Origin of the sequence: Streptomyces torulosus (genome assembly GCF_001419765.1) — a bacterium.
Lineage (GTDB): Bacteria > Actinomycetota > Actinomycetes > Streptomycetales > Streptomycetaceae > Streptomyces > Streptomyces torulosus.
In genome coordinates, this window is record NZ_LIRK01000317.1 from 1 (window position 1) to 13,123 (window position 13,123).

Annotated in this window: 14 protein-coding genes and 1 pseudogene; 7 read left to right on the plus strand and 8 right to left on the minus strand. The window is 69.1% G+C overall.

Going from position 1 to position 13,123, the window contains the following annotated elements:
- Together AOK23_RS22050 and AOK23_RS48505 are read left to right on the plus strand one after the other, a co-directional pair.
- Window positions 1–255: pseudogene (locus AOK23_RS22050) on the plus strand (hypothetical protein); the annotation flags it as partial.
- A 147-nt stretch (window positions 256–402) separates the two neighbouring features.
- Window positions 403–573 carry a hypothetical protein gene (locus tag AOK23_RS48505; RefSeq protein ID WP_167738840.1) on the plus strand — a complete coding sequence of 57 codons (171 nt, stop codon included), beginning with the start codon at window positions 403–405 and terminating at the stop codon, window positions 571–573.
- Window positions 574–632: 59 nt separating this feature from the next.
- On the opposite strand, the gene AOK23_RS22055 is transcribed toward AOK23_RS48505, so the two are convergent.
- A complete protein-coding gene (locus AOK23_RS22055) occupies window positions 633–998 on the minus strand; it encodes a metal-sensitive transcriptional regulator (RefSeq protein WP_055714413.1) in 366 nt (121 codons plus the stop codon).
- Between the two features lie 188 nt (window positions 999–1,186).
- Here AOK23_RS22055 and AOK23_RS22060 point away from each other — a divergent pair, with 188 nt between their 5' ends.
- Both AOK23_RS22060 and AOK23_RS22065 read left to right on the plus strand, forming a co-directional pair.
- Window positions 1,187–1,807 carry a DUF47 domain-containing protein gene (locus tag AOK23_RS22060; RefSeq protein WP_055714414.1) on the plus strand — a complete coding sequence of 207 codons (621 nt, stop codon included), beginning with the start codon at window positions 1,187–1,189 and terminating at the stop codon, window positions 1,805–1,807.
- A gap of 7 nt (window positions 1,808–1,814) precedes the next feature.
- Window positions 1,815–2,813 carry an inorganic phosphate transporter gene (locus AOK23_RS22065; RefSeq protein WP_055714415.1) on the plus strand — a complete coding sequence of 333 codons (999 nt, stop codon included), beginning with the start codon at window positions 1,815–1,817 and terminating at the stop codon, window positions 2,811–2,813.
- A 157-nt stretch (window positions 2,814–2,970) separates the two neighbouring features.
- Here AOK23_RS22065 and pstB read toward each other — a convergent pair whose 3' ends face one another.
- From pstB to pstS, 4 genes are all read right to left on the minus strand, one after another.
- Window positions 2,971–3,747, minus strand: coding sequence for a phosphate ABC transporter ATP-binding protein PstB (pstB, locus tag AOK23_RS22070; RefSeq protein WP_055714416.1), 777 nt, complete (start codon window positions 3,745–3,747; stop codon window positions 2,971–2,973).
- A 70-nt stretch (window positions 3,748–3,817) separates the two neighbouring features.
- Window positions 3,818–4,882 (minus strand): phosphate ABC transporter permease PstA, encoded by a 1,065-nt coding sequence (pstA, locus tag AOK23_RS22075; RefSeq protein WP_055714417.1) that lies wholly within the window; start codon window positions 4,880–4,882, stop codon window positions 3,818–3,820.
- Window positions 4,879–5,883: a phosphate ABC transporter permease subunit PstC gene (gene pstC / locus AOK23_RS22080; protein WP_055714418.1), complete on the minus strand. Its 1,005-nt coding sequence runs from the start codon at window positions 5,881–5,883 to the stop codon at window positions 4,879–4,881. The genes pstA and pstC overlap by 4 nt, the downstream gene beginning before the upstream one ends.
- Window positions 5,884–6,020: 137 nt before the next feature.
- Window positions 6,021–7,148, minus strand: a complete 1,128-nt coding sequence (gene pstS / locus AOK23_RS22085) for a phosphate ABC transporter substrate-binding protein PstS (protein WP_055714419.1) — start codon at window positions 7,146–7,148, stop codon at window positions 6,021–6,023.
- A gap of 584 nt (window positions 7,149–7,732) precedes the next feature.
- Between pstS and AOK23_RS22090 the strand changes: the two genes are divergently transcribed.
- Window positions 7,733–9,298 (plus strand): FAD-binding oxidoreductase, encoded by a 1,566-nt coding sequence (locus AOK23_RS22090; protein WP_055714420.1) that lies wholly within the window; start codon window positions 7,733–7,735, stop codon window positions 9,296–9,298.
- Window positions 9,299–9,393: 95 nt separating this feature from the next.
- Here the strand turns inward: AOK23_RS22090 and AOK23_RS22095 are convergent, their stop codons facing one another.
- Window positions 9,394–10,116 (minus strand): phosphatase PAP2 family protein, encoded by a 723-nt coding sequence (locus AOK23_RS22095; protein WP_055714421.1) that lies wholly within the window; start codon window positions 10,114–10,116, stop codon window positions 9,394–9,396.
- Window positions 10,117–10,339: 223 nt separating this feature from the next.
- On the minus strand, window positions 10,340–11,347 hold the full coding sequence (locus AOK23_RS22100; RefSeq protein WP_206336257.1) for a C40 family peptidase: 1,008 nt from the start codon (window positions 11,345–11,347) through the stop codon (window positions 10,340–10,342).
- Window positions 11,348–11,458: 111 nt separating this feature from the next.
- On the opposite strand from AOK23_RS22100, the gene AOK23_RS22105 reads away from it, so the two are divergent.
- Both AOK23_RS22105 and AOK23_RS22110 read left to right on the plus strand, forming a co-directional pair.
- Window positions 11,459–11,788 carry a hypothetical protein gene (locus AOK23_RS22105; protein WP_055714422.1) on the plus strand — a complete coding sequence of 110 codons (330 nt, stop codon included), beginning with the start codon at window positions 11,459–11,461 and terminating at the stop codon, window positions 11,786–11,788.
- A gap of 92 nt (window positions 11,789–11,880) precedes the next feature.
- Window positions 11,881–12,459 (plus strand): TetR/AcrR family transcriptional regulator, encoded by a 579-nt coding sequence (locus tag AOK23_RS22110; protein ID WP_055714423.1) that lies wholly within the window; start codon window positions 11,881–11,883, stop codon window positions 12,457–12,459.
- Here AOK23_RS22110 and AOK23_RS22115 read toward each other — a convergent pair.
- On the minus strand, window positions 12,446–13,123 hold a 678-nt coding region (locus AOK23_RS22115), incomplete at its 5' end, for a S1 RNA-binding domain-containing protein (protein WP_338056497.1). The two genes, AOK23_RS22110 and AOK23_RS22115, sit on opposite strands and share 14 nt — an antisense overlap.

Here is a 13,123-nt window from a genome sequence, read left to right on the forward strand (position 1 = left end):
GCGGTGGCGAACCCCCGGGCCCCGCTGCGCGCCGCGGCCCGGGGGTTCGCCACCGCCACGGTCCCCTTCGACGCGTACCTCGACGACGAGGGCCGGATCCGCAAGGTCCGCCACCGGTTCAGCTTCGTCAACGGCCGGCAGCAGGACACGGTGGCCGTCGCCTCGACGACCCTGCTGTACGACTTCGGCGTCCACGTCGCCGTACGGCTGCCGCGGCCGGAGGACATCTACGCGGGGAAGATCGCGGAGGACTAGGGCCGTTCCGGCCGGGCCTCGGGCCTCTGGTCGTGGAAATCCCTCGGGGAAAGTGCGGGGCCGGAAATGGTCCGTTGGTGCCATGCGCGGCCTGTGGGCCGCTGCCTACCCTAGGAAGTCGGTGACGGCGGAGAAGAGGTGATGCGCGTGGCTCCGGCAGGCGGTACGGCGGTCCATGACCACGTGGCCCTCGCCGAGATCGAGCTCTGCGGTGAACTGATCATCGCCGCCTCGGCCACCGACGGGGACCGCCTCAGCCCCGACCGCATCGACGAAGTCCTCCGCGTGGGCGAGGAACGCGCCCAGGACGCCCCGTAGCCCTCCCCCGAGCACGCGGCGGTGGCCGAAATTCGATCACCGGGCGGCCGGGCCGGCGCTCAGGTCCGCAGCAGCCGACCGATGGCCTTCGTGGCCTCCTCCACCTTCGCGTCGACCTCGGCACCCCCCTTGAGGGCCGCGTCGGCGACGCAGTGCCGCAGGTGTTCCTCGAGCAGTTGCAGCGCGAAGGACTGCAGGGCCTTGGTGGAGGCGGAGACCTGCGTGAGTATGTCGATGCAGTAGACGTCCTCGTCGACCATCCGCTGGAGCCCTCGAATCTGACCCTCGATGCGCCTCAGCCGCTTGAGATGCTCACCCTTCTGCTGGTGATACCCATGGATTCCATGGTCGTGGTCGGTCACGACAGGCGTCTCCACGGCGTCCGCGACGGAGGGCGCTTCCGCGCCGGCCCCGGTGGTCGTCATCGCGTCCTCCAGACATATACCCCTACTGGGTATATCGTATCGAACTTTGGCGGGTATACGGCCTCCGGGCAGCCCCCCTGTCGACGCCGTTGCCTGATGGGCGACACTGGGGGACGGCCCATTAGCCGTGGCCGGATGATGCACTTAGCATCAGCCTGACCGAAACCGATGCACCCCGAGGACCCCTTGTGCGCTTTCGTCTGACCCCCAGGGAGACGAGCTTCTACGACATGTTCGCCGCCTCCGCGGACAACATCGTCACGGGCTCGAAGCTCCTCATGGAACTGCTCGGGGCGGACCCGTCTGCCCGGGCCGAGATCGCGGAGCGCATGCGGGCAGCCGAGCACGCCGGTGACGATGCCACCCATGCGATCTTCCACCAGCTGAACTCCTCGTTCATCACACCGTTCGACCGCGAGGACATCTACTCCCTCGCGTCGTCCCTCGACGACATCATGGACTTCATGGAGGAGGCCGTCGACCTGGTCGTCCTCTACAGCATCGAGGACCTCCCGAAGGGCGTCGAGCAGCAGATCGAGGTCCTGTCACGTGCGGCCGAACTGACGGCCGAGGCGATGCCCAACCTCCGCACCATGGACAACCTCACCGAGTACTGGATCGAGGTGAACCGACTGGAGAACCAGGCGGACCAGATCCACCGCAAGCTGCTCGCCCATCTCTTCAGCGGCAAGTACGACGCCATCGAGGTCCTGAAGCTCAAGCAGATCGTGGATGTGCTGGAGGAGGCGGCGGACGCCTTCGAGCACGTGGCGAACACGGTGGAGACCATCGCGGTCAAGGAGTCCTGAGCCCTTCATGGACACCTTCGCTCTGGTCGCGACCATCGGGGTCGCGCTCTTCTTCACGTACACCAACGGCTTCCACGACTCCGCGAACGCGATCGCGACCTCGGTCTCGACCCGGGCTCTCACCCCGCGCGCGGCCCTTGCCATGGCCGCGGTCATGAACCTCGTGGGCGCCTTCCTGGGCAGCGGGGTCGCCAAGACGGTCAGCGAGGGGCTGATCTCCACGCCGGAGGGCTCGAAGGGGATGGGCATCCTCTTCGCCGCCCTGGTCGGCGCGATCACCTGGAACCTCGTCACCTGGTACTTCGGCCTGCCGTCCTCCTCCAGCCACGCGCTGTTCGGCGGCATGGTGGGCGCGGCCCTCGCGGGCGGTACGACGGTCTACTGGTCCGGCGTCCTGGAGAAGGTCGTCATCCCGATGTTCGTCTCCCCGGTGGTCGGCCTGGTCGTCGGCTACCTGGTGATGGCGGCGATCATGTGGATCTTCCGCCGCGCCAACCCGCACAAGGCCAAGCACGGCTTCCGTATAGCGCAGACCGTGTCGGCGGCCGGCATGGCCCTCGGCCACGGTCTTCAGGACGCCCAGAAGACGATGGGCATCGTGGTGATGGCCCTGGTCATCGCGGACGTCGAGGACTACGGCGACCCGATTCCGATCTGGGTGAAGATCGTCTGTGCCGTCATGCTGTCCCTCGGCACGTACGCGGGCGGCTGGCGCATCATGCGCACCCTGGGCCGGAAGATCATCGAACTCGACCCGCCGCAGGGCTTCGCCGCCGAGACCACCGGCGCGTCGATCATGTTCATCACGGCCTTCATCTTCAAGGCCCCCATCTCGACGACCCACATCATCACCTCGGCGATCATGGGTGTCGGCGCCACCAAGCGGGTGAACGCGGTCCGCTGGGGCGTCGCCAAGAACATCGTCCTCGGCTGGTTCATCACCATGCCGGCGGCTGCCATCGTCGCCGCGACCAGTTTCTGGATCGTGAACCTGGCGTTCCTCTGACGGGAACACCGTCGGAAAAGGGCGCGGGCCCGTCCCCCGGGAGCCGGGGGACGGGCCCTTTACCTACCTCGTGGTGGCACCGCCATGCAGCACCACGAGGGGTTCTTGAGGCCGGACGGAAGCCGGGACGACGGCTCCCTCCGGCCGGGGCGCCGGCCTAGCCGAAGCGGCCGGAGATGTAGTCCTCCGTGGCCTGCACCGACGGGTTGGAGAAGATCCGCTCGGTGTCGTCGATCTCGATCAGCTTGCCCGGCTGCCCGACGGCCGCCAGGTTGAAGAACGCCGTACGGTCCGAGACACGCGCCGCCTGCTGCATGTTGTGCGTCACGATGACGATCGTGAACCGTTCCTTCAGCTCACCGATGAGGTCCTCGATGGCGAGCGTGGAGATCGGGTCCAGGGCCGAGCAGGGCTCGTCCATGAGCAGCACGTTCGGCTCGACCGCGATCGCCCGGGCGATGCAGAGCCGCTGCTGCTGACCGCCGGAGAGGCCGGAGCCCGGCTTGCCCAGGCGGTCCTTGACCTCGTTCCAGAGGTTGGCGCCCTTGAGGGACTTCTCGACGACGTCGTCCATCTCGGACTTCTTCTTGCTGCCGACGAGCTTCAGGCCGGCCGCCACGTTGTCGTAGATCGACATCGTCGGGAACGGGTTGGGGCGCTGGAAGACCATGCCGACCTCACGCCGCACCGACACCGGGTCGACCCCGGCGCCGTACAGGTCCTCGTCGTCGAGCATGACCTTACCCTCGACGCGGCCACCCGGCGTGACCTCGTGCATCCGGTTCAGGGTGCGCAGGAAGGTGGACTTGCCGCAGCCGGAGGGGCCGATGAAGGCCGTCACGGTGCGGGGCTCGACGGTCATCGAGATGTCCTCGATGGCCCGGAAGGAACCGTAATAGGCGTTGAGGCCGCTGACGTCGATTCGCTTGGCCATGTGAATCACTGCTTCTTTCGCGAGGAATTCGCGGGGAATTCGCTGGGGATCTGGTCGCTGTGTGGCCGCGTCAGCGACCGGACTTCGGCGCCTTCCAGCGGGCGATGCCGCGGGCCGCCAGGTTCAGGATCATGATGAAGGCGATGAGCGTCAGGGCCGCCGCCCACGCACGGTCGTACGCCGCTCCGGAGCCGCCGCTGTTGGCGTACTGCAGGTAGATGTACATCGGCAGCGACGCCTGCGGGTCGGAGAAGGGGTTCGTGTTGATGAAGTTCGAACCCCACACCAGCAGCAGGACCGGGGCGGTCTCACCGGCGATACGGGCGACCGCGAGCATCACACCGGTCGTGATACCACCGATCGCGGTCGGGAGCACCACCTTGAGGATCGTGCGCCACTTCGGCACGCCCAGCGCCAGCGAGGCCTCGCGCAGCTCGTTCGGGACGAGCTTGAGCATCTCCTCGGTGGAGCGGACGACGACCGGCAGCATCAGGATGGTCAGCGCCATCGCGCCGGCGAAACCGGAGGGGCCCATGTCCAGGATCAGGATCCAGGTACTGAGGATGAACAGGCCCGCGACGATCGACGGGACACCCGTCATGACGTCGACGAAGAAGGTGACGGCCTTGGCGAGCTTGCCGCGGCCGTACTCGACGAGGTAGATCGCGGTCAGCACACCGATCGGCACGGAGATCAGGGTGGCGAGGCCGACCTGCTCCAGGGTGCCGAGGATGGCGTGGTAGATGCCGCCGCCGGGCTCGGTGTCGGCGACCACGCCCATCGAGTGCGTGAGGAAGTACATGTCGAGGACCTTCACACCGCGGCTGACGGTCTCCCAGACGAGGGAGGCCAGCGGGGCGACGGCGAGGAGGAACGCGACCCAGACGACGCTGGTCGCGACCCGGTCCTTGGCCTGCCGCTTGCCCTCGACGCGGGCGGCGATGCCGAACGTCCCGGCGACGAAGAGGACGCCTGCGATCAGGGCCCACTGGATGGAGCTCTCCAGGCCCAGGGCGGCGGAGACGCCGAGGCCCAGGGCGACGGAGGCGGCGGCGACCGCCCAGGAGAACCACTTGGGCAGGGACGCGGCGCGCAGGGTGCTGGGGCGCTTGCCGGAGAGAGTTGCGTTGCTCATGCGTTGGCCCCCGAGAACTCCTTGCGGCGGGCGATGATCAGGCGGGCCGCGCCGTTGACCAGCAGGGTGATGACGAACAGGACCAGACCGGAGGCGATGAGCGCGTCCCGGCCCATCTCGGTGGCCTCGCTGAACTTGCTGGCGATGTTCTGGGCGAAGGTGCCGCCACCCGGGTCGAGCAGGCTGAGGTTGATCTCGAAGCTGGAGGACAGAACCATCGCGACGGCCATCGTCTCGCCGAGGGCGCGGCCGAGGCCGAGCATCGAGGCGGAGATGACGCCGGAGCGCCCGAAGGGCAGGACGGCCATGCGGATGACCTCCCAGCGGGTGGCGCCGAGGGCCAGCGCGGCCTCCTCGTGCATCTGCGGGACCTGGCGGAAGACCTCGCGGCTCACGTTGGTGATGATCGGCAGGATCATGATCGCGAGCAGGATGCCGACGGTGAGCATCGAACGGGGCGCGCCACCCTGCCATTCGAAGATGCCGGTCCAGCCGAGGTAGTCGTTCAGCCAGCCGTAGAGACCGTCGAGCTGCGGGACGAGCACGAGGGCGCCCCAGAGGCCGTACACGATGGACGGCACGGCGGCGAGCAGGTCGACCACGTACGCGATGGGGCCGCCCAGCTTGCGGGGGGCGTAGTGCGTGATGAACAGGGCGATACCGACGGCGACCGGGACCGCGATGGCCATCGCGATGATCGACGACACGATGGTGCCGAAGGCCAGCACCGCGATACCGAAGACCGGCGGGTTGCCGGTGGGGTTCCACTCGAAGGTGGTGAAGAAGTTGCCCTCGTCCTTGCCGATCGCGAGCACGGCGCGGTAGCTGAGGAACACGGCGATGGCCGCCATGATCGTCAGCAGGAAGATGCCGGAGCCGCGGGAGAGGCCGAGGAAGATCCGGTCGCCGGGGCGGGTGGCGCCGCGGGCGGCGCGCTTCTCCTCCGCGGCGGGCGGCGGTGTGGAGGGGAGTGGTGTGTCTTTGGTCGTGGATATGTCCATCAGGTTCTCCGGTCTGCGGAGCCGTCGTCGTGCGGACGGCGACTCGGGGCGGAGCCGTCCGCGGTGGCGGAACGGCTCCTGGCGGCGGTGCACCGGACGGTGCGGCCCAGTCCCGGTCGGGCTGGGCCGCACTCAGGTCAGCTCAGGCCCGAGATGGTGCTGCGGACCTTGGTGATGATCTCCTCGGGCATCGGGGCGTAGCCGGCGTCGGCGAGCAGGCCCTGACCGTCCTCGGAGGCGATGTAGGTGAGGAAGGACTTGGTGGCGGGCAGGGTGTCCGCCTTGTTGCCCTTGTCACAGACGATCTCGTAGGTGACGAGGGTGATCGGGTAGGCGCCCTCGGCGGTCGGCGTGTAGTTCAGCTTCAGCGCGAGGTCCTTGCCGGTGCCCACGACCTGGGCCTCGGAGATGGCCTTGGTGGCGTTCTCGACGGTCGCCTTGACCGGCTCGGTGGCGCCGGTCTTGATGTCGACCGTGCTCATGCCGTCCTTGGCGTAGGAGAGCTCCATGTAGGAGATGGCGCCCTTGGTCTCCTTCACGCCCTGCGCGACACCGGAGGAGCCCTGCGCGGACTGGCCGCCCTTGGCCTGCCAGGCCTTGCCGCCCTCGTACTTCCAGTTGTCGGGCGCGGCGGCGATCAGGTACTTGGTGAAGTTGTCCGTGGTGCCGGACTCGTCCGAGCGGTGGTACGGCTGGATCTTGAGGTCGGGGAGCTTCGCGTCGGGGTTCAGCGCCGCGATGGCCTTGTCGTTCCAGTTGGTGATCTTGCTGTCGAAGATCAGGGCGAGGGTCTTGGCGTCCAGGACCAGGCTGTCGACGCCCGGGACGTTGTAGCCGACCGCGATCGGGCCCCCGACCATCGGCAGGTCGATGCCCTGACCGCCCTTGCAGACCTCCTTGGAGGCGGTGACCTCTTCCGGCTTCAGCGCGGAGTCGGAACCGGCGAAGGCGACCTGCCCCTGGGTGAACGCGGTGATACCGGCGCCCGAACCGCTGCCCTTGTAGTTGATCTGGACGCTCTTGCAGGAGGCCGTGTACTGCTTGACCCAGGCGTCGATGGCGTTCTTCTGCGCGGAAGAGCCGTCGGCCAGCAGCTGGCCCTTGGCGTCGCCGCAGTCGATCTTGCTGTTGGCCGGCGCCGTGCTGCCGCCCGCGTTGCTGCCGCCCGTGTCGTCCGACCCACAAGCCGTCAGGGTCAGGGCGCCGGTGACGGCGACAGCACCGAGAGAAAGGGCGCGCAGCCGGTTCTTGCGCTGAAGCTTCACTTTCGGGGGTTCCTTCCAGGAGCCGCCGTCCACATGGCGGCGTGCGAAGTCGTCGTATCAGCCTCAGGAGTGCTCTTGCGGGCACCGATGTCCCTCAGGCTGCTGTCGTCACGGGAGGCGGGGCCGCGTTCTCGGCCCACATCCCGCACCGGGTAAGGCCGAAATTAGGCAGATCAGGTGAAGCCGCCGATGGACGGAAGTGAACGGCGAGTGAACCCCTGCCGACAGTGCGGTGAGGTAACGGAATGCTTACGGCAGCCACCGTCCTCTGGACCGAACACCCACTCGGACTGCAACCCTGCGGTGCGGGGTCGATCGGCATCTATGCAATTCAGGGGCGGAGAAATCCTAAAGAAAAGGAAACTCCACGCATACCAGACACGTCCACCCGGACGGGGCGAGGGACGCGGGGAACCGCGCGAGAAACACCCAGACCCGCACACGCGCGACGACATGGGGCACCCGAGCTCAAGGGCGTCCCGATGCGGTGGGCACCCGAAGGCACGGGCGGCGGAGGGAACCCCACCCCCACCAACCCCCGTCTCGTCTCACGACCCCAACTCGCGGCGCACCGGGAGGCGCACATGGAACGGCGTACGTTCATCGGCGGCGGTGCGGCCGCACTCACCGCACTGACCACCTCGGCCTGCGACTCCGGAGGCGGCTCCGACGCCTCGGCCACGGCCACGAACGCCTCCCTCCGGACGACCACGACGGCCCACGGCGCGGGCAAGAAGCCCACGGCGGTCAACTGGGCCGCCCTCGCCCGCGACCTCGACGGGCCACTCGTCCGCCCCGGCGACAAGGCCTGGACGACGGCCCGCCAGCTCTACAACACCCGCTTCGACCCCCTGAAGCCCACCGCCGTCGCCTATGTCGCCCACCCCGAGGACATCCGCACCACCCTCGCCTACGCCAGGGCCCACGATCTCAAGGTCGCGATACGCAACGGCGGCCACTCCTACGCCGGCTGGTCCTCCGGCAACGGCCGGCTGATAGTCGACGTCTCCAAGCTCAACAAGGTCGGCGCCTCCGGCGGCGAGGCCGTGATCGGCGCCGGCGCGAAGCTCATCGACGTCTACCGCGCCCTCGCCGCCAAGGGCGTCACCATCCCCGCCGGCTCCTGCCCCACCGTCGGCGTCTCCGGCCTCACCCTCGGCGGCGGCCACGGCGTGACGTCCCGCGCCTACGGCCTGACCTGCGACAGCCTCACCCAGGCCACCCTCATCACCGCGGACGGCAAGCATCTGGTGGCGAACGCCACCACCAACCAGGACCTCTTCTGGGCCCTGCGCGGCGCCGGCAACGGCAACTTCGGCGTGGTCACCGAACTCCGCTTCAAGACCCACGCGGCCCCTCCCGGCGTCACCGCGTACCTCACCTGGCCCTGGTCCAGGGCCGCCGCCGTCCTGAAGGCGTGGCAGGAGTGGGGGCCCACCCAGGCCGACGAGATCTGGTCGTCCTGCCACATCGCGAAGTCGGCCGGCGGCACCCCGACCGTCTCCGTCGCCGCCTTCTCCCTCGGCACCTACGGCGAGCTCCAGAACGCCGTCGACCGGCTCGCCGACCGGGTGGGCGCCCCGGCCCGCAGCGTCTCCCTCAAGCGCCGTACGTACGAGGACGCCATGGAGGGCTACGCGGGCTGCGGGTCCTTCGCCGAGGACGCCCAGTGCCATCTGCCCGGCACGACGCCCGGCCGCTCACCCAAGGGCAAGCTGGGCCGCGAGACGTACGCCGCCCGCTCGGACTTCTTCGACCGTTCGATCTCCTCGGCGGGCATCCAGACCTTGCTGACCCGGATCACCGGCGTGAAGGGCGGCGCCGGCAGCATCGCCCTCACCGCGCTCGGCGGCCAGGTGAACCGTGTCTCGCCGACGGCGACGGCCTTCGTCCACCGCCGCTCGCGGATGCTGGCCCAGTACATCGCCTCCTGGAAGCCCGGCACCTCCGGCACGGCCGCCCAGTCCTGGCTGGACGGCGCCCACAAGTCGATGTCCCGCCACGCCTCCGGCGCCGCCTACCAGAACTACACCGACCCCACCCTCACGGACTGGAGGAAGGCGTACTACGGGGACGCGGCCGGCCGGCTGACCACCCTGAAGAAGAAGTACGACCCGAACCGCTTCTTCACCTTCCCGCAGGCGCTGTAGCGCTCACCGGGGGCCGCGGCGGCCCCATGACGACGGCCCCCTCACCAGCATGCGGTGAGGGGGCCGTCGGGTGGTGTCGGGCCGGGCGGTCGCGGCTACGCCGCCAGGTCCCGCTCCTCCGTGGAGGACGTCTCGACCCGCGCGCCCGGGATCACCGCGCGCTGACCGTCACGCCCGCGCGCCCGGACGAGCCACCCCACGCGGGGCGACCGTTCGATCGCCGTCATCAATGGCGTCAGCAGCGCCATGGCGAGCGGCGAGAGCAGCAGGGCGACGGCGGTGCCGAGCGCGAAGCCGCCGATCACGTCGGTCGGGTAGTGCACGCCCATGTAGACCCGGATGAAGCCGCCGAGGAGGCCGATGACGAGGCCGATCAGGCCGAACTTCCGGTTGGCGACGAAGAGTCCGACCGCCATCGCCATGATCAGGGTCGCGTGATCGCTCACGAAGGAGTAGTCGGTCTTGCCGGAGACGAGCACCTCCAGCCCCTCGTGGTCGAGGAAGGGCCGGGGCCGCTCGACGAACCCCCGTATCGGCACGTTGATCAGTACGGCGACACCGGCGGCCAGCGGCGCCCACACCAGCGCGGCCACGGACGAGGCCGCGTCCTCGCCGCCGCGCTTGCGCACGCCCCACCAGCACCAAAGGATCAGCAGCACCATGGCGAACAGCAGGCCGTACTCGCCGACGAACTCCATCACCCGGTCGAGCCAGGTCGGGGCGTCCTTGGCCAGGCCATTGATGTCGTAGAGCAGCTCGACGTCGGGATTGGATCCGGAATCAGCGGCAAGTGCGGCATGCGCGGCGAGTCCAGCCATCGTGCTGCGGCCCTTTCGTCATCGTTCTCGCGACCGCACCCGTACGTGCGCCGCGCTGTTGCCACCCCCGTGGTGTCCGTAGGCGTCAACGCGCTACGTCAAATAGGAACGCACACTTCTCTCCAATGCGTTCCACCCTCCACTGAATGATCACTCAGACGTTATCGAAGAGAGACGCGTCGCCGCAGCTCAGGGCAGGCGTTCACGGAGAATTACGGACCCGTCAGACGGTCTTGGGCAGCGCTTTCGCGCCATCTTCGGTGACCCGGGTGGCCCCGAAGTAGTCGGGGGTGTCAATCGGGTCGAACCGGATGACCGCACCCGGCCGCGGGGCGTTGATCATATATCCGCCCCCCACATAAATCCCGACGTGCCGAATGGCGCGGGAGTTGGTGAGGTCGTCGGAGAAGAAGACGAGATCACCCGGCAGCAGTTCGTCCCGCGAGGGGTGCGGCCCGGCGTTGTACTGATCGTTCGCGACGCGGGGCAGCGTGATCCCCACGCTCGCGTACGCCGCCTTCGTCAGCCCCGAGCAGTCGAAGCGTCCACCCTGGTCAGCGGTGCCGTTGCCGCCCCAGAGGTAGAGCGTGCCGAGCTTCTTCTGGGCGTACGCGATGGCGCCCGCCGCCTGCTCGCTCGGATCGACGCGGCTCGTGGGCGCGGCGAAGCTCTCCGACAGCGTCGTGATCGTCTTGACGTAGTTCTGGGTCTCCTTGTACGGCGGGACGCCCCCGTACTTGATGACGGCGTACGCGCCCGCGTTGTAGGAAGCGAGCATGTTCGCGGTCGGATCTCCGGGTACGTCCTTCACGTACGAGGCGAGCTTGCAGTCGTACGAGGCGGCCGATGGAATCGCGTCATTCGGGTCCCAGACGTCACGGTCGCCGTCCCCGTCACCGTCCAGCCCGTGTGTCGCCCACGTCCCCGGAATGAATTGCGCGATCCCCTGGGCCGCGGCGGGGCTCTGCGCCTTCGGGTTGAACCCGCTCTCCTGGTACAGCTGGGCCGCCAGCAACGCCGGATTGATGGCGTCGCACAGATTGCCCCATTTCTGCACGAGCGGCTGGTACGCCGCGGGTACGGCACCCTTGGCCAGTCCGACGGCTTTTCCGCCGACCCCGTTGGCGAGGTTCCCGGCGACCAGATAGACACCGACGACCAGCACCATGACGAAAGCGAGTCCGGCGCCGACAGCGGAGATCACCACGATCCATGCCTTACGCACCGTCAACCGCCCCTCACCGCCCGCGAGTCCGCCGACGGTAAGTGTAGAGGCGGCCCTCCTTCTTAGGAATGATCACTCACGGCACTCCGTCCCCTTCGTCCACAAGGAGAACCCGTCATGTCCGACATCCCCCCGGACCTCGACTGGATCCGCGCGGCCCCCGAGGGCGCCACCGGCCCCGGCCCCTGGTTCGAGCTGGCCTTCGGCGAGGGGGACGGCGAGGACGACCCGGAGGCCCCCGTCTACATCCGCGAGACCAGCGCCCCCGAGGTCGTCGTCACCACCAACCGCCGCAAGTGGGACGCGTTCGTCCTGGGGGTCCAGGCAGGGGAGTTCGACCATTTCGTGGCGGGCGTGGAGGGGTTCGAGCCGACAGCGGGGGCGGCCGGGGCGTCGGCGGCAGACGCGACACCGGCGGCGGCCGAGGCGCCGGACACGGCCGACTAGGTACCCGGTGGCCCACAGGCACAGCACGCCCCTCCCGGGCAGTACTCTGCTGGAAGCGTCCCGCACGTAGTACTACGCACGGAGTGGTGTGAATGGTGAGACGGAACGACCAGCGCCGCGCCGCCCTCGTCGACGCGGCGATCGAGGTCCTGGCCAGGGAAGGCGCCCGCGGCCTCACCTTCCGCGCGGTGGACGCCGAGGCCGCCGTCCCGGGCGGCACCGCGTCCAACTACTTCGCCAACCGCGACGACCTCCTCACCCAGGCCGGCGCCCGCGTCTACGAGCGGCTCCAGCCCGACGAGGCCACCATCGCCCGCCAGCGGGCCGCCGGCCGCGACCGGGAGACGTACGTGGAGCTGATGCGCGAACTCGTCGGCCGGATCGCCTCCTTCCGCACCGGCTACCTCGCACTGCTCGAACTCCGCCTGGAGGCGACCCGCCGCCCCGAGCTGCGCAAGGTCCTCACCGAACGCGTCCGCGCGGACGTCGACGCCAACGTCGCCTACCACGAGGCGTCCGGCCTCCCCGGCGACGCCATGGCCGTCAAGCTCCTCATGCTCACCCTGAACTGGCTGATCGTCGAACAGCTCACCCTCCCCGACGTCTTCTCGGAGGCCGAGCGGGAGCAACTGGTGACCGCCGCGGTCGAACGCGTCGTCACCGCCGAGTAGGCGGCCGCCCGGAGCCGGGTGCGCCATCCGGCTCGCCCGGCGCCCGCACCCGGGACAGCAGAAGCGTCCGCCGCTCCCGGTCGACCTCGACGACGGCCACCGTCACCTCCTCCCCCTCCGCCCCGACCCCCTCGGGAGCCGCCGGGCGCTCCGCCGTGGGCCCGGTCGGCCGGACGAGCCCCTGGACGCCGTCGGCGACCTCGACGAACACCCCGAACGGGACCGCCTTGGTGACCCGCCCGCGCAGCACCTGCCCCACCGCGACCGCGTCGGCGAACTCCTGGAACGGGTCCGGCAGCAGCGCCCGCAAGGACAGCCGCGCCTCGCCGTTGCTGGTGTCGAAGTACAGGAACGCGCCGGACACCCGCTCCCCGACCCGTACGACGTCGGAGGGGTCCTCGAAGTACCGCCAGGAGAGCTCGGGGAAGGTGACGAACCCGACGCCGGGGTGGATCGGATGCGCCGACCCCTCGTCCAGCGCCACGAACACGCCGAAGCTCTCGATCGAGGCGACCGTGCCGCTCAGCACCCGCCCGGCCCGAAGCCCCTTCAGAAACCGCCAGAGCAGCGGGTGTCGGGTGGCCGCCGTCGACATCCGCACCTCACCCCGGTCCGGATCGACCCCGATCACCTCACCCGTGACCCGCCGCCCCACCACCAGGTC